This window comes from Chloroflexota bacterium, assembly GCA_020850535.1.
Taxonomy (GTDB): Bacteria; Chloroflexota; UBA6077; order UBA6077; family JACCZL01; genus JADZEM01.
Genome location: JADZEM010000122.1, coordinates 1 through 16,724 on the forward strand (window position 1 = coordinate 1; position 16,724 = coordinate 16,724).

Below are 16,724 nucleotides of genomic sequence, written 5' to 3' on the forward strand. Positions count from 1 at the left end.
AGACTGTCATTCCTCCCCCTCTCCCGCGCACAGGGAGAGGGGGTTGGGGGGTGAGGGCCTTTCCCCTCAGTCGAAGCGGAAGCAGACCTTCCCGCTGTTCGCGTCGGCGGCGATCCTGAACGCCTCCGGGCCGTCCTCCAGCGGCAGCTGGTGGCTGACCACCTTCGACAGTTGGACGTCGTGGCGCTTGACGAACGCGGCGATCTCGTCGAACTGCGTCGGGGCGTAGGCGCTCGACCCGATGATGGTCAGCTCCTTGCCGCTGATCCCCCCGAGCGGCATCACGAACTCGGGCGAGCCGCCGCCGACCAGCGCAGCCCAGCCGTGGGCGTGCAGCAGATCGCCGATGACCCTGTGTGCACTGTTCGCGCCAGACGTCTCGGTCAGCTTGTCCGCGCCGTCCGGGACGTGCGCCCGCAGCTGCTCCCCGACCGGGGCAGCGGCCGGATCGAGCGTCAGATCCGCGCCGATCTGCTCCGCGATAGCCCGCCGGCCGGCTGAGGGATCGATTCCGACGATGGTCGCACCCATCGCCTTCCCGAACAGCACCGACAGCAGCCCGACCGGCCCCAGGCCCGACACGACCAGCACATCGCGCCCGCTGACGCCCATCCGCACCAGCGGCGCATAGGCGGTGCCGCCCTGGCAGGCGATGATCGAGCCGTCCAGGTAGGCCAGGTGCTCCGGCAGGCGCAGCAGGCACGGCGCCTCGACGCGCATGTACTCGCAGTGCGAGCCGTCCTGGCCCTGGTGCCCGTAGGACGGCCGGCGGTTGGAGCAGACGTTCTGCTTCGCGGCGCGGCAGTTGGCGCACTGGCCGCAGGTCCGCCGGAACCACGGCACGACGCGGTCGCCCACCTGCCAGCCGCTGACGTCCTGGCCCACCTCGGCGATGACGCCGCACGGCTCGTGGCCGGAGATGAAGCCGGGGTTCAGGTGTAGCGGGCTTGGCCGACGATACGGGTGCAGGTCGCTGCCGCAGATGCCCGTCGCCTGCATCTTGATGACGACCTCTCCAGGCTCAGCGTGCGGGATCGGCAGGTCGAGCACCTCGACCTGCCGCTCGCCAATCGTTCGTAGCGCCTTCACAGCGGGATCTCCTTCGATCGCGGGTCGCTCAGGCTGCGCGGTCATCCCGCGGGGCGCGCAAGCATCCCGCCTGGCCGCGCCGAGCGCCCGACTATACTGCCCGTATCAGGAGTCCTTCCAGCGAGGCGTCGGTGTCCGATCCATTCATTTTGCAGGCCCCGTCTGGCCGCTCAGCGCTGATCCGGGGCATGGTGACGATGGCGCGCTTGCTGCGGGTGACGCTCGGACCGGCCGGGCGCACGGTGGCGATGGCCCCGCTGATCGGGCAACGGCCGCCGGAGATCCTCGACAGCGCGGCGATCATCGCGCGGCGGATGACGGGCGTGGGCGACCCGTTCGAGGACATGGGCGCGATGCTCCTGCGTCACCTGGCGTGGCGGGTGCACGAGCGCGTGGGTGACGGCGTGGCGACGGCTGCCGTCCTGGCCCAGGCGCTGGTGGAGGCCGCCGAGCGCTACGTCGCGGCCGGCGGCAGCCCCGTCCCGATGCGGCGGGGCATCGAGCGGGCGCTGGAGACGGTCCTCGCGGGGCTGCGGCGGCAGGCCCGGAAGATCGACGAGCCGGAGGAGATCGCCGGGCTGGTGGCCGGGACGCTCCGCGACCACCCGGCCCTGGCCCAGCGGATCGGCTCGATTGTCGAGGCCGTCGGGCCGGACGGCTCGATCCTGGTCGAAGACGGCGAGAGCACGGAGACGACCTGGGAGTACGTGGAGGGCGTGAGCTGGCAGGGCGGCTACCTGTCCTCACACCTGCTCAAGCCCGGCGAAACGACGGTCCGGATGCTGGAGCCGCGCATCCTGCTGACGACCCACCACGTCGAGCGGCCCGAGCAGTTGATCCCGGCGCTGGAGGCCTGCACGGCGTCCGGCGAGCGGAACCTGCTGATCCTGGCCCCGGACATCAAGGAGTCGGCGCTCGCCCTCCTGGTGCTGAACCGCCAGCATGGCCGCTTCGATCACATCATGGCGGCCAGGGCGCCCCACTTCGGCGAGCAGCGGGCTGGCATGCTGGACGACCTGGCCGTCATCACGGGCGGGCGCTGCTTCCAGGTGGACCGCCACGAGCGGCTGGAAGAGGTGACTATCGACGATCTCGGGCGGGCGCGGCAGGCCTGGGTCACCTACTCGCACTTCGGCATCCTGGGCGGGCGCGGCGAGAAGGCGCAGATCCGCGCGCGCATCGCCGACCTGAAGCCCCAGGTCCGCCTGCTGGCCGACGATACCTGGAGTCGCGAGCGCGTCAAAGAGCGCATCGGGAAGCTGGCCGGGCTGGCCGCGACGATTCGCGTGGGGGCGGCAACTCCATCCGACCGCGACGAACTGAAGCTGCGCGTCGAGGCGGCGGTGACGGCCGCGCGGGCGGGAGCCATCGAGGGCGTGGTGCCGGGCGGCGGGGCGGCCCTGCTGGCGTGCGTGCCGGCCGTCGAGGCGTTGCCGCTCACCGGCGACGAGGCCTACGGCGCGAAGATCGTGGCGCGCGCCCTGGAAGCTCCGATGCGGACTATCGCCCGGAACGCCGGCCTGGAGCCGAGCACCATCGTGGCGGGGGCGCGCGAGCGTGGCCCGGGCTGGACTTACGACACCGTCGCAGGGGCCTGGGTGAACGCCTGGAAGGTGGGGCTGCTGGACCCGCTGCCGGTCACGTCGGCGGCGCTGGAGGCGGCCATCAGCGCGGCCACCCTGGCCCTGACCAGCGAGGTGCTGATTCACCACAAGCAGCCGTCGCTGTCGATGCAGCCGTAGCGCAGGGTGGGGAGGCCCTCACCCTTTGGGGGTGAGGGCCTCGACTCGCCTACTTCGCCGTGGCGTCCGCGAACAGCACCTCGTCGCTCAGCTCCTCGTCGTCGAACGCCTGCCGGACCTCGCCGGTCGCCCCGGCGATGACCATGTCCACGTCGATGTCGAGCTTCTGCTTCGCGAACACGAGCGCACGCATGCCCTCGCCGGTGATCGTCTTGAGGTCCGTCACGTCCACGGTCACCTTCTTCGGCTGCGCCGTGATGAGCTTCGCCAGCTCGTGCTGCAGCTCGCCCAGCGCGCCGCGATCCAGCTCGCCGAACAGCGTCAGCGTGGCGCTGTCGCCCTCGCACTCGGCCACGGCCGTGAAGGTGTCGGCCAGCACGCGCGGGGCCACCCGCACGCGGACGCGCAGGTCAGTATCGACCTTCGGCAGGTTGACCGTCAGCTTGTCAGCGTCGAAGTCGTTCCAGCGCTGGCCGTCGATCCAGCACTCTTCGATCTTGATGCTGCCCTCAGGCAGGATGTCCGGCGAGACTCGCAGGACGTTGTCCCCGAACGCGCCCGGCTTCGGCTTGAAGTGCAGATCCAGCGGCTGCTTGGTCACGAGCAGGTTGGAGTAGACCGCCGAGAGGTAGCACAGCTCTGTCGAGTGGTAGCCGCTCATCGAGTGGCTGCCCTTCAGGCGCTCGGTGCCCATCAGGTACGGGATACCCGTGGCCAGCACGTTGAAGTAGACGCCGTTGCTGTCGTGATCCAGGAAGAAGCTGTTGTAGAACGCCACCGACTCGCGGGCCAGCTTCTTGTACCGCGGCTCGTCCAGGATGCCGTCGAGGATCAGGTACGCCAGGATGCCCTGCTCCTGCTGCCACCAGGCCTTGCGGTCGTGCCAGGCGTAGCGATGGTACTGCTGGCCCTCAGAGAGCTTGCGCTCCATCACGTCGTACCAGCCGCAACGCAGCTGGTCGCCGCCGATGCTCGGCATGACCTCGGCGATCTTCTTGGCGAATTCCACGTACTCGGGCTTCGGCGCGAGGCTGTGGATGCGCATCAGGTTCCAGGCGATCTTGAGGTTGTGCCCCACCACGCCCCGGTTCTGCTGCCAGCCCCAGTGCTCGTCGTGCGACCAGTCCTCGAAGAACTTCTCCTGCACGAACGGTGCGTTGTCGTAGTCCTGGAAGTACTTCGTGATGGTGTCGCCGGTGTCCACCAGCATCTCGGCGTGCTTCGGATCGCCGGAGGCCAGCACGAGGTTGATCAGGTAGGCTGGGGCGTGGTCACCGACTGAGTTCCAGTTCTTCTTGGCCCGGTTCTGGCCCAGCGACTCGGCACGCGGGTCGAACGTGACCGGGTCGATGTGCGAGAAGTAGCCGCCCTTGACCGGGTCTCGGAAGTACTTCTCGAACAGGTTCAGGGTCATCTCGATGTCGGAGCGAATGGCCGCGTCGCCGGTGATGCGGTAGGTCTGCGTGGGGCCGGCCAGCGCATAGATCTGCTCGTAGGCGGGGATGCCATCGTAGTCGTCGCCGAACTCCGAGGCGAAGATCTTGCGCTCGTGGCCGCCCTTCACGTCCACCGCGTGGTACCAGTAGACGATGTCATCCTTGTGGTCGATGAAGCGCAGGTGCTCGCGGAGGTACTCGGTGCCCTTCTCCGCGCCTTCGAGGTACTTATCCTCGCCGGTCAGCAGGTAGGCCGTTGCGAAGCCGTAGACCATCCGCGAGATGGTGTCCGTCTCCTGGCGCAGGGCGTTCCCGACCTTCGTGCCCTCGACCGTCAGCTGGGTGCGGTACTGGCTGAAGTCGATGTGGCCATCTGGGAACTGGGCGTTCAGGTAGAAGTCGCAGATCTGGCGAACCTGCCGAACCCACCAGTCCTGGGCCTCGAAGCGCCACTCGTCCGCGTTCCGCCCGAGGAACACGAGGTGCTTCGCCTCAAACTTGAGTGTATCCTCCGGGTAGAAGATGCCGTACGAGAACACGAACTTCCCCGGCTGGAGGGCTGCTCGCATGTCGCCAGCGTCCTGCCACCCCTCGCCCAGGTTGCGGACCATCTCGGCATAGCAGTTCGCGCCGATGCTGATGGCGACTTCCTTGCCGCCAGGAGTCACGACGACGTAGCTGTCCGTCGTCGGGTCGAACGACTGCACGTAGCCTGCAACAAGGTCTGAGAAAGTGAAGTCCACGCGGTCCATGAATCCTCCGTCGGGGGGTGAGGGGTGTATCTCTAGCGCGAGATCAGTACGACGACGCTGTGGCTGTTGACGATGTAGGCCCCGTCCGCGATGGCGACCTCCTGGCCATCCTCGGCGATGTCCTCGGGCGAGGGGAGGCTCGTGTCCACCACGCGGTACCAGCGCCGGCCGTGGACAATGGGCAGCTCGAACGGGAGCGCGCTGCCATCCATGTTCAGCATCACGTGCAGGTCAGGGTCGGTCCCGAAACCGCCCATCGTGTACGCCAGAATGCGCGAGTTCGGGTCGTTCCAGCCCGGCGCGTTGAGCTCGCAACCATGCCAGGCGACGTCTGGAAGGAGCCGCTCGTTGGTCTCACCAGTGAAGAAACGGGAGCGGTGTACGATGGGGTGACGCTTTCGGAAGGCAATCATCTGCTGGAAGTAGCGCAGCAGATGGCCGTTCTTCTCCGTCAGCGACCAGTCCAGCCACGAGAGCGGAGTGTCCTGGCAGTAGGCGTTGTTGTTGCCGTGCTGAGTGCGGCGCACTTCGTCGCCAGCCACGAACATCGGTACGCCCTGAGACAGCATCAGGATGGTGGCGAAGTTGCGGATCTGCTGCTCGCGGAACCGCTCGATACCGGCATCGTCGGTGGGGCCTTCCCACCCACAGTTCCAGCTGTCGTTGCTGTCGTTGCCGTCGCGGTTGCCTTCGCCGTTGGCGTCGTTGTGCTTGTCGTTGTAGGAGACCAGATCGTTCAGCGTGAACCCGTCATGGCAGTTGATGAAGTTGACGCTGTTGATCGGCAGGTGTCCGCTCGACTGGTAGATGTCGGACGAGCCGGCGATCCGTGACGCGATGGCGCTGATCAGCCCGCCGTCACCCTTGACGAAGCGGCGCACATCGTCGCGGTACCGGCCGTTCCACTCCGCCCAGCGATACCCCGGGAAGTAGCCGATCTGGTAGAGGCCGGCAGCGTCCCAGGCCTCGGCGAAGACCTTCGTGTCGGCCAGCTCCTCGGACAGCTCGATGTGCCAGACCACCGGCGGGTGGACCATCGGCGCGCCGTCCTCGCCCCGTGAGAGGATCGAGCCCTCGTCGAAGCGGAAGCCGTCGATGTGGTACTCGCGTACCCAGTACTCCAGGCACTCCACGATGAACTTGTCCACCAGCGGGTGGTTGCAGTTCACCGTGTTTCCGCACCCGGTGTAGTCCATGTAGTACTGCCGGTCCTGCTCCACCAGGTGGTAGTAGACGTCGTTCTGGAAGCCCTTGAAGTTGATGACCGGCCCCTGGTGGTTGCCCTCGCTGGTGTGGTTGAACACCACGTCGAGGATGACCTCGATGCCTTCCTTGTGGAGCGCCTTCACCATGTCGCGGAACTCGGTGAGGCCCTCCTTGAAGTCCGGCGAGGACCGGTACGCGTTGTGCGTGGCAAAGAACCCGACGGTGCTGTAGCCCCAGTAGTTGGTCAGCATCACGTTGGGGTCAGCCGGGCTGGGCTTCTCGATCTCCTTCGGATCGAACTGGTGGATCGGCAGCAACTCGACTGCCGTCACGCCCAACGCCTTGAGGTACGGGATCTTCTCGTGGATGCCGGAGAACGTTCCCGGATTGGTCACGCTGGCCGTGGGGGACTTCGTGAAGCCGCCCACGTGCATCTCGTAGACGATGGTCTCGGACATCGGCCGGTTGAGCGGCGTATCGCCCTCCCAGTCGTAGTCCGAGATATCGAGCACGACGCCGCGCATCGACTGCCCGACGTTGTCATCCGGGGTACAGGCCGCCCCCCGGTCCCACAGCGAGGTGGTGATGCCCTTGGCGTACGGGTCAATGACCACCTTGTTCGGGTTGAAGCGGAAGCCCCGCCCGTGGGGATCCCACGGCCCATCCACGCGGTAGGCGTACTGGGTGCCGGCCGGAAGATCGCGAATGTGGCAGTGCCAGAAGTGGAAGGTGCGGTGCATCGCCGCCGAGAGCTTCACCGTCTGGAACGGCTCCGCCGAATCGTCATTGTCGAAGAGCAGCAGCTCGATGAAGGTCGCGTGCTCTGAGAAGACCGAGAAGTTGACGCCCGTGGCATCAACCGTCGCGCCGAGCGGGTGCGGTGAGCCGGCCTCCACGAGGTACGGCGCGCCAACCGACGCGCTGAGGTCCACCGTCTCGGCGGGCACGCGCACGGGGGGAGCGATAGGGTCCATCTGTGCCGTCATGCCGTCGCTCCTCAGCTCGTCTTCTTGAGCCGCTCGATGATGGCTCTGGCAAACAGGTGGGCATGCCCACCGCTGCGGCCGGTGATCAAGTCGCCGTCTTCCACCACATCGGCATCGACGTACTCCGCGCCGTAGGCCAGGGCATCGCCGTGCAGGTTGTTGTGGCAGGTCAGCTTACGGCCCTTGACAAGGCCCGGGACCGGCGCCGTCAGCCAGAGGCCGTGGCAGATGATCCCCTTGAGGACGCCCGGCATCCCGAAGGCGCGCTTCAGGAACTCGGAGGCCGGGGGCAGCTTGGAGACGTCATCCGTCCAGCGGAGCCGGTCGGAGACCATGCCCGAGGGGACGATGACGGCGGCGTAGGTCGCCAGCTCGGCGTCGTCGATGTCCTCGAAGCTCTTGTCGCAGACGAACGGGGCCTTGTACTCGTGCCCGTTGAACGTGAGCGACGGCTGTCCCCAGAGCTTGCTGACGAAGCGCGCGTCGATGCCTTCCTCGGCAAACCGGTAGTGGTAGTACCAGATCTCGTGTTCGTAGAAGTCGCTCTCGACCAGGATGGCGATCTTCTTGCCGCTCAGATCCATGAATGCATCTCCCCGAGGTGTGGCCCACACCGCCGACTCTGGAGGGCCCTCTGATTACTGTCCGCAGCGCACGCCGATCAGCTCTGGGTGGACGTTCCCCTCAAGCACCACGTCCAGGAGGAACGGGCCGTTGTGGGCCAGCATCTCCTCGACGGCGGGGACGATCTCCTCGGCCGTCTGGACCCGCCGCCCGGCCACGCCGAGCGCCTTCGCCATCTCGGCAAACTGCAGGTCTGGCTTCGAGAGGTCGAAGCTCAGCGGGAACGGACGGTCCGTGACGCCCTGCTCGCTCCAGTACTGGCTGATGTTCGCCTGGAGCAGCCGGTAGGACCGGTTGTTGCAGACGATGTACTTGACCGGCAGGTTGTGGCGGGCCGCCGACCAGAGCGACTGGATCGTGTACATCGCGCCACCATCGCCGGAGACGGCCAGCACCGTCTTGCCGTGGTTGGCGACCTGCACGCCGATGCCGCTGGCGAGCGCCACGCCCAGCGAGCCGCCGCGCGTCTGGAGGAACTGCCCGACCGTCGTCGGGGGGAGCCAGCGGGTCAGATCCGGCGAGGAGGTCAGCCCCTCGTCGAACAGGACCGTGTCCGCCGGCAGGCGCGGGGCCAGCTCCATCACCAGCCGCGAGAAGTGCAGCGGCGTCGCGTCGCCACGGGCGCGGTCCGCCGCCTTCTCTTTCTCGACCTGGGCAGCCTTCGCGGCGCCGGCCTGCTCCAGCTTCGCACGGGCCGCCGCCTTCTGGGCCTGCGAGAGCTTGCCCTCCAGCAGGTCGGCAATCGCCGCGAGCGTCAACTTCGGGTCGGCCACCAGGCCAAGATCGACCGGGTGGTTCTTGGCGATCTCATAGGCGTTCAGATCGACGTGGATCGTCCGCGCGCCGGCCGCCCAGATATCGCCCAGCTCGGGGAACACCTCGGGGAAGATGTACGTCCCCACCACGAAGTTGACGTCCCCAGCCTGCGCGATGGGCAGGCTCTGCGGCCCGAACATGTGGCCGGTCTGGCCGCGCCACAGCGGGTGGGTGTAGGGGAGGTTCAGCTCGCCGGCGTCCGAGCCCCAGACGTCCGCGCCGAGCAGCTCGGCGAGCCGCTGCAGCTCCGGCTGGGCGCCGGCCCAGGCCACGCCGTCACCGACGTAGAAGGTGGGGCGCTCGGCCTCGGCCAGCATCGTGGCGGCCTGCTCCACCAGCTCGGGAGCCGGCAGCGAGTACGTCACCGGCAGGGAGGTCGGGAAGACGCTCTCGGTGGAGACCTCGTCCATTACATCCTGCGGCAGGCAGACGTAGACCGGCCCCATCGGCGGCGTCGCCGCGATCTTGTAGGCGCGGCGCAGCGTCCGCAGCAGCGAAGACGGATGCTGCACCATCGTCGACCACTTGGTGACGGGCTTCGCCATGCTGACCAGATCAGCCGCCATCTGGGCGTCCATCGCCTGGTACTTGATGCCGGCGTCCCCGCCGATGATGACGATGGGCGCATGCCCGCGCTGCGCCTGGTAGATCGCGCCGATGGCGTTGCCGAGGCCCGGCGAGCTGTGAATCTGGGCGATGGCCGGCCGCTTCGCCGCGCGAGCGTAGCCGTCCGCCGCCATGATGGCGATCGACTCCTGCAACGTCAGGATGTAGTGCAGGGAGGGGAAGTCGCCCAGGGCGTCGAGAAAGCCCTGCTCGACCGTGCCTGGGTTCCCGAAGATGTGGGTAACGCCATCCGCAACGAACTGTTCGAGGATGGCATAGCGTCCGGTTCTGGTCATGGTGCGCGTGCTCTCCGATCTGGTCCGTGCCAGTGACCTCAGCCCAGCCCTGGGGTTGCCTCACCCCCTCTCCGGCGCGGAGAGGGGGAGTCCATCAGCGACTGGTGGGCTTTCCCCTCTCCCCTTGAGGGAGAGGGGGCGGGGGTGAGGGGTTGCTACACGGGCGAGTTCTCTTCGGTGTCTACCAGCCGGAGCGCTTCATGTCCTTCGTCAGCACGTCCACGAACCGCTCGCCGAACTCATGCGCGCACTGCAGCGAGCGGGCGGTGATGAACGGGTAGTCCACGATCACCGAGGTCCGCTTGCCGAAGTTGCCGTGGTACTGGCCCTCCGGCCCGACAGCGTCCGAGAGGATGTACTCGAGGGTGTACGGCGGCGGCCCCATGTTGAAGTCCGTCCCCACGAAGCCGGTGCCGTCGTGGTAGTCGTACTCGAGGCAGTGGCCGGTGACGTGCTTGCCCTTGATGATCGAGATGCGCTCGTTGAAGTCCCGCGCGAAGACCAGCGGCGCGACGCCGTAGCAGATCGCGCCAATCGGCATCTTCTTGTTGTAGAAGCCGAGGATCAGGTCGTGGACGAGCTGGTTGTTGACCATGTCCACAATCGGGCCGCTGCCGCCGACGAGCAGCAGGGCGTCGTAGCGGGAGGTCGCCTCGGCCTGGGCCTTCTTGACGCCCTCGAAGTAGGCCTCGAAGTTGCGGAGGAACGGCTCCTGGTGGAAGAACGGCCGCTCCGGGAACCACGTCGAGAGGTTCTGGGTGCTGTTCAGGCGGTCCGTCTTCTCGAAGGCCTTGACCAGCTCCGCGTCCTCAGCGGTGGTGACGCAGACGCCCAGCGGCGGGTCCACGTAGGTGGTGTCGGTGCTGGGCGGCAGGACCGGCGAGCGCTTGCCCTTGGGCGTGATGAAGTCCAGGCTGTAGCCGGCGGCTTCGAGCTTCAGCAGCGGGCCGACCAGCTCGATGCCCCAGTAGCCCCACTCCGACATGACGGCCAGAACCTTCTTTGACTCAGCCACGGTGACCTCTCCTCCAAGATGTGGACGTGGATGTGCGTCCGATGCCGAGGTTGATTCCCTCACCTGCTGCGCTCACGGCGGCGCGCAGACCACGCGAAACCCGATCGCGATGCTCTTGTAGATCGGCACCATCCCGAAACGGGCCGCCGACCGGCTCTGCACGGGCGGGTTGACCCAGGCGGCCCCCCGCAGGACGTAGTAGTCCGGCCAGAGGCCGGGTCCGTCGATCCAGGGATGGGCGTCGGACGGCGCGCCCGTGAAATCCGAGTGGAGGTTGTCCTCGCACCACTCGAAGAGGTTGCCGTGCATGTCGTGCAGGCCGAGGGCGTTGGCCGGGTACATCCCGACCGTCGTCGGTCCTTCACGGTGGCGGCCCGGCAGCGCCGAGGCGTACGGCACTTCGGCGTAGGTGTTCGCCAGTCGGTCGGTGAGGGTGTCGCCGAACGCGAACGTGCTGGTGGTGCCCGCGCGGCAGGCATACTCCCACTCCGCCTCGCTGGGGAGACGGTAGGGGCGGCCAGTCAGATCGCTCAGCCGCTGGCAGAAGGCCCGCGCGTCGAACCACGTCACGCACTCGACCGGGTTGTTGTCGACCTGGCTCTGGGCCGGGTTGTGGCCGAGCAGCGAGGCGTACTGGGCCTGGGTGATCTGGTACCGGCTGATGAAGAAGTCTGGCACCACCACCTCACGCTGCGGCCCCTCGATGGGCTGGCGGCCAGCCTCATCCTCTGGCGACCCCATCACGAACGAGCCGCCGGAGATCGCCACCATATCCAGGTCAAGGCTGCCGAGATCCTCGGCAAAGTACAGGCCGCTCCCGTTGTGGCGGCCCGTCACGATGCCGGCGTCGTCAACCATGACGGTGGTAAAGGTGAACTCGCGCAGGGGCGGCGTCATCATCGGCGCGGACTCGTTCCCAGGGGAGCAGTCACCAGAGCAATCCCTCACGTCAACCCGCTCCGGGTGGAGCGGGATCGGGGCGTCGTTCGAGGGGGCGCGCAGCGCACAACCGTCGCGGCGCTCAGTCCAGGCCGTTCGGCCCGATGGTCCAGTGCTCTTTCATCAGGAAGATGTGGCGGTACTGCATGTGGATGAAGTTCGGCACGTCCGGCCCGTTGACGGTGCGGTACTGCTCGGAGGCGAAGGCGGCCTTGACGGCCTCGGCGTTGTCAAACCAGAGGCAGGCGACGGCGTCGAACGGCGGCTCGCAGATGCTGTACGCCCCGTCACGGGTGTAGTACTGGCCGTAGCGGCGGATGCCCGGCAGCTTCAGGTCCATCGGCGCGTGGACCTCGGCCGCGTGGCGGCGGAACTCCTCGACGGTCATCCCGTGCTTGCGCTTGACCAGCCCGACGATCTTGACGCAGTCCTTGACCGCGTCCAGGCCGCCGCCATCCTTGAAGATGTGAGCCTCGGTGTCCACGACGACGCTTCGCCAGAACGCCGCCCAGTTCGGCTCGTCCTTGCGCGCGCCTTCGAGGAACTCGGGGGTCTGGAGCGATGCGATCTGATCCTCGTCGTTCGCCAGCCAGATCTCCGCGAGGCCGCTCCAGAGCGGCTCCCTGGACTCATCCCCGAACGGCAGCCGCGCAGCAACGCTGTACTGCTTGATTTGCGGGATCTTGCTGGCGTACTTCACGGCGTGAACGTTGATCCAGTAGTCCTGGAACTGCTGCTCGGTCATGCCGGGCTTCGGCGCCGCGAAGATAAACTGGTGGATCATGCCCTACGCTCCCAGTCGCAAGAGTCACCAACAGGCGACCACACCGTCAGGACGCTGCCTCGCACGGGTGCCTCGCCAGAGACCGCACAGACGCCTGTCTGCCGAAGGGTGCTGTCAACCGACGCGCGACACCGCGCGACTCACTGCGTCGACGGACCGTGGACGCGAGCAGTGTGGGTGTTCGACCGCTCCCCTGCGCCGTGTCCGAGCAGTACCAACGGAGCCGGCGCCCGAACCGGGACGGGGGTTACGCACCGGTTTCCGATCAGGTTACCACACGGTTACCGGGCGGGCGATGCTACGCAGGCATGGCGTCCTGGCCGAAGACGCAACCGCGCATCCGGCGGCTGCGTCGCGGTGTGCAGCACCACCAGCGGGCGGCAGCACCACTTCCGTTACGTGAGTGTCATGGACGGCTGACTGTCGTGCAGTTTCCACGGCGGCCGGCCGGCGCGCAGCACGCCGGAATCGCGCTGCGCGCACAACACAACGTGCACACCGCGCCGCCAAGGGACGGGCCGCCGGCAGCAGATCGCTCGGCCCGCCGGCAGCAGATCGCGCAGGCCAGCCGACGGCAGTTCATGCAGGCCCGCGCCGTGGACGCGGCAGGCTCCCACCGTGCCGCGCACGCTCGGCCGCCAATGGGGGCGTTGCTTTCCGTGGCGGTGGCATAGTTCCCGCACCATCGCGTCGGCTGGTTCGCCGTCCGGGAGGCTTCTGCTTCATGTCCCGATGCTCTCGTCGTGCGGCGCTCGTCCTCAGCGCCAGGGCTGGGCTGGCTGCTGTCGCCGCGTCGCTCGTGTCGTCGGCCCGGCCGTGGCCGGCAGTCGCGGCCTCCCCTGGCCTGCGCGGGTCGCAGCCGACGAGCGGGCAGGTCGCCCAGGATCAGATCGACGGCTACATCCAGGAGCGGATGGCCGCCTGGAGCGTCCCCGGCCTCTCGCTGGCGATTGTCGAGGGCGGGCAGGTCACGCTGGCGCGCGGCTACGGGCTGGCGGACCGCGAGCAGAACCGCCCGATGACGCCGCAGACACTGGTCGCCGTTGGCTCCACCACCAAGCCGCTGACGGCCGCCGCCATCATGCAGCTGGTGGAGGCGGGGGCCGTCTCGCTGGACGCGCCGGTCACGCGCTACCTGCCGTGGTTCACGGTGGACGACCCCCGCGCGAACGAGATCACGGTCCGCCACCTGTTGAACCACACCTCGGGCATCCCGGCCTCGGCCTCGCTGGACAGCCGGCAGGAGCCGGACGCGCTGGAACGGCGGGTACGCTCGCTGGAGTGGGAGCGGCTGAGCAGCGCGCCCGGCACGCGCTTCGAGTACGGTAACGACGGCTTCAACACGGCCGGGCTGATCATGCAAGTGGTCTCGGGGCTGCCCTACGAGCAGTATGTCGGGGAGAGGCTGCTCGCGCCGCTGGGGATGACCCGCTCGACGTTCGACCCGGCCCGCGCCGCCGAACTGGGCATGGCCCAGGGCTACTTGAAGCGCAAGGGGCAGCTCCGGCCCGAGAAAACCCGCCTGACCCGGGCGTACAACCCGGCCGGCATGCTGGTGAGCACGGCCGAGGACAGCGGCCGGTTCCTGGCGGCGATGGCGAACGGCGGCATCCTCGACGGCGCACGCGTCCTCTCGGAGGCGTCCGTCACCCAGATGGAGACGCCAACGGTCCGCATCAACGACACGCTCTCCTACGGTCTGGGCTGGTTTCTGAGCACCCAGGAGGGGCTGCAGGCGGTCGTCCACCCGGGCGAGATCCTGACGATGGGATCGATGTTCGTGCTGGCGCCCGAGCGGAAGCTGGGCGTGGCGGTGCTCGCCAACCTCGACAGCGACGCCAAGGACGAGATCGCGGAGGGGGTGGCGCGGCTGCTGATCGGGGTGCAGCCGGTGCTGCGCGAGGTGCCGAGGATCGGCCCTGAGAACACGTTTGTGCCGAATCGGGCGGTGTGGGATCGGTACGTCGGCCTGTACGAGACGCCGCAGGGAACGCTCCGCATCATGCGGGAGGGCGACAAGCTGGTGGGCGGGATCATGTCGTTCAGCTTCGAGCTGGAGCCGATCTCGGACACGAGGTTTGTGATTCACACCGAGATCTCGTCGTTTGACGAGACGGTGATCGAGCTGCGGCCTGAGGCGGACGGCAGCGTCTCGCTCTACGTCAAGGGGCAGCGCTTCGGTGTCAAGCGGTAGCGCCGTTTCTGAACGTTTTACGGCTGGTAGCCCACGACATGCAGCCTCGCCACGGTCTGCCGAGCATAGGCGACTAACGGCAGCGTGTGCGGTCGTCCGTCACGGGTATCGCGACAGCCGGCCAGCGGTCACCCGTCTCAGGATCAGCGGCCAACCGCAGGCGCGGGCGGCCCGACGGATGGAACACGGCAGCACACCGCCGGACTGTCACGTCTGGGAAACGAAAGGTGAACACGACTCCGACCATGATCGTGTGGACGCAGCAAAAAGGGCTTGATAGCGTTGCTCATCAAGCCCTCATCGTTTGCGTCTGGAAATGCCCGCCGGCGGCGGCCATGCCGACGGCGCTGGCTCGGCCGGTGTGGCCGACGGTGCAGCGGTGGTCAGGCAGTCGGCTCCAGGGCGAAGCGGCCATGGGAGTCCCGGGCGAGGTTGCTGAGAATCAGCTCGAACTCGCGCGGGCCGAGCGAGGCCAGCCAGGTGTCCAGGATCTCGTCGTCGTCGTCGGCCGGCATGAGGTCGGCTGGCTGCAGCAGGAGCGGCTGCTCGAACGACCCGAACGCCTCAGGAAGTGCGTTGTGGTGTGTGTCGTGGTTCGTAGCGCTGATCTGCATGGTCGGGGGCCTCTGACTTCTGCCGAGGCGCCCTGTCAGGCTGCGCTCGGCGGGTTGACGTTGTGGTGTCTCTGATGATGAGTCATCTGCACATCGTGTGCTGTGTGCAGGCGTACAGAACACATGTCAACTCCAGCACAGTCAAGTCTCAGCCCGATGGGCTATCTTCCCTGTCGATCCTGCTTGTGCGTACTGTGAGATAGCGGAGCCTGCCCGAGGGTGATCCCTCGGCATGGGCGGGCGGCCAGTGGTCCCCTCCTGGCTGGTCGGGGCCGTGCGTGAGAGCAGGGTCCGTAGCGGCCCTGAGCGTCAGACTTCATCAGACTCCACAAGGGAGGTGTGGGCGCACCCGGTTGGGGCTCGTGCGGTACCTGTCAAGAGGAGGAGCTACGTGAACGTCTTTTCGGTCATGGGACCCGCGCTGCAGCGCGGCGATGCCGACGCTGGTGTCAGCATCATCACGGGGCTGGTTCAGCTCATCGTCGTCGTGTACATGATCGCCTGTCTGTGGATGATCTTCCAGAAGGCCGGCCAGGAAGGCTGGAAGGCGATCATCCCGATCTACAACACCATCGTGCTGCTGCAGATCGTCGGGAAGCCGTGGTGGTGGATCCTGCTGATGCTGGTCCCGATCCTGAACATCGTCATCTTCATCATGGTGTACCTGGAACTTGGGAAGTCCTTCGGAAAGGGCACCATGTTCAGCGTGCTGGGACTCATCTGCTGCGCGCCGGTTGGCCTCGGCATCCTGGCCTTCGGCAGTGACCGGTACCTCGGCCCGGGCGGCCAGAGCTTCCAGGGCGGGTACGGCCAGGGCGGCTATGGTCAAGGTGGCTACGGCCAGGGTGGTCCCGGCCAGGGCGGCTACGGTCCCGGCCAGGGCGGCTACGGCCCCGGCCAGGGCAGCCCGAACGACCGCTGATCCCCACGCACACCGCTGTCAGCACACGGGCGCGGCCATGATGGCCGCGCCCGTTTTCGCGTGCTGGCCCCGCGCTGCCAGCCCGTACAATTGGCTCCAGTGGATCAAGCTCACGATCCAGTCGCTCAGAAGCGTGCCGCAGACCAGAGGGAGATCCGCATGGCGATCCAGTTGGCCCACTACCGGTTCTCCAGTGAGGCTTACCACCGGCTGGCCGAGACCGGCATCCTGCCGCCGGATGCGCGGGTCGAGCTGATCGACGGGGAGATTCTCGAGATGAGCCCGATTGGCCGCCGACACAAGGTCTGCGTAGATCGCCTCACCAACTTCTTCGCGCCGGCCCTGGTAGGTCGGGCCATCGTGCGTATCCAGAGCTCCATTGTGCTGGCAGACGGGCAGGAACCAGAGCCGGACGTCGCCCTGCTTAGGTTCCGCCCAGATTTCTACGCCTCAATGGAGGAGACGCCGGCCGATGTCCTGCTCGTCGTCGAGGTGGCCGACACGTCGCTGGAGTACGACCGCCGCACCAAAGCGCCGCTCTACGCCCGCTTCGGCATCCCCGAGTTGTGGATCGCGGATCTGACCCGTGAGCGGCTGCTGGTCTACCGCGAGCCGACGCCCCAGGGGTACGCCTCCACGCAGGTGCTGGCGCCCGGCGAGAGCATCTCACCGCTGGCCTTCCCTGCGTTGCAGATGTCCGTTG

The 16,724-nt window shown here is 67.4% G+C and carries 13 protein-coding genes; 4 read left to right on the plus strand and 9 right to left on the minus strand.

The genetic code is table 11. The annotated features are described in order from the left end of the window. Nucleotides 1-66 precede the first annotated feature (66 nt). Entirely contained in the window at nt 67-1,089 is a 1,023-nt protein-coding gene (locus IT306_17335; protein MCC7370191.1) for an alcohol dehydrogenase catalytic domain-containing protein, read from the minus strand. 131 nt (nt 1,090-1,220) lie between these two features. On the opposite strand from IT306_17335, the gene groEL reads away from it, so the two are divergent. After that, nucleotides 1,221-2,831 (plus strand): chaperonin GroEL, encoded by a 1,611-nt coding sequence (gene groEL, locus IT306_17340; protein MCC7370192.1) that lies wholly within the window; start codon nt 1,221-1,223, stop codon nt 2,829-2,831. A 49-nt stretch (nt 2,832-2,880) separates the two neighbouring features. Here groEL and IT306_17345 read toward each other — a convergent pair whose 3' ends face one another. From IT306_17345 to IT306_17375, 7 genes are all read right to left on the minus strand, one after another. Further along, complete coding sequence (locus IT306_17345; protein MCC7370193.1) at nt 2,881-5,019, minus strand: AGE family epimerase/isomerase; 2,139 nt, start codon at nt 5,017-5,019, stop codon at nt 2,881-2,883. Between the two features lie 32 nt (nt 5,020-5,051). Continuing rightward, a complete protein-coding gene (glgX, locus tag IT306_17350; protein ID MCC7370194.1) occupies nt 5,052-7,199 on the minus strand; it encodes a glycogen debranching protein GlgX in 2,148 nt (715 codons plus the stop codon). 23 nt (nt 7,200-7,222) lie between these two features. Continuing rightward, nucleotides 7,223-7,795, minus strand: a complete 573-nt coding sequence (locus IT306_17355) for a DJ-1/PfpI family protein (protein ID MCC7370195.1) — start codon at nt 7,793-7,795, stop codon at nt 7,223-7,225. Between the two features lie 54 nt (nt 7,796-7,849). Next, nucleotides 7,850-9,553 carry a thiamine pyrophosphate-binding protein gene (locus IT306_17360; GenBank protein ID MCC7370196.1) on the minus strand — a complete coding sequence of 568 codons (1,704 nt, stop codon included), beginning with the start codon at nt 9,551-9,553 and terminating at the stop codon, nt 7,850-7,852. Between the two features lie 181 nt (nt 9,554-9,734). After that, a complete protein-coding gene (locus IT306_17365; GenBank protein MCC7370197.1) occupies nt 9,735-10,538 on the minus strand; it encodes a DJ-1/PfpI family protein in 804 nt (267 codons plus the stop codon). Nucleotides 10,539-10,640: 102 nt separating this feature from the next. Next, complete coding sequence (locus IT306_17370) at nt 10,641-11,468, minus strand: formylglycine-generating enzyme family protein (protein ID MCC7370198.1); 828 nt, start codon at nt 11,466-11,468, stop codon at nt 10,641-10,643. Between the two features lie 121 nt (nt 11,469-11,589). Further along, nucleotides 11,590-12,291, minus strand: a complete 702-nt coding sequence (locus tag IT306_17375) for an EthD domain-containing protein (GenBank protein MCC7370199.1) — start codon at nt 12,289-12,291, stop codon at nt 11,590-11,592. 724 nt (nt 12,292-13,015) lie between these two features. Here IT306_17375 and IT306_17380 point away from each other — a divergent pair. Then, on the plus strand, nt 13,016-14,485 hold the full coding sequence (locus IT306_17380; GenBank protein ID MCC7370200.1) for a beta-lactamase family protein: 1,470 nt from the start codon (nt 13,016-13,018) through the stop codon (nt 14,483-14,485). A gap of 383 nt (nt 14,486-14,868) precedes the next feature. On the opposite strand, the gene IT306_17385 is transcribed toward IT306_17380, so the two are convergent. Further along, nucleotides 14,869-15,099 (minus strand): hypothetical protein, encoded by a 231-nt coding sequence (locus IT306_17385; protein ID MCC7370201.1) that lies wholly within the window; start codon nt 15,097-15,099, stop codon nt 14,869-14,871. Nucleotides 15,100-15,490: 391 nt separating this feature from the next. On the opposite strand from IT306_17385, the gene IT306_17390 reads away from it, so the two are divergent. Both IT306_17390 and IT306_17395 read left to right on the plus strand, forming a co-directional pair. After that, nucleotides 15,491-16,021, plus strand: coding sequence for a hypothetical protein (locus tag IT306_17390; GenBank protein ID MCC7370202.1), 531 nt, complete (start codon nt 15,491-15,493; stop codon nt 16,019-16,021). 159 nt (nt 16,022-16,180) lie between these two features. Then, a partial coding sequence (locus IT306_17395; protein MCC7370203.1) for a Uma2 family endonuclease occupies nt 16,181-16,724 on the plus strand: 544 nt, incomplete at its 3' end.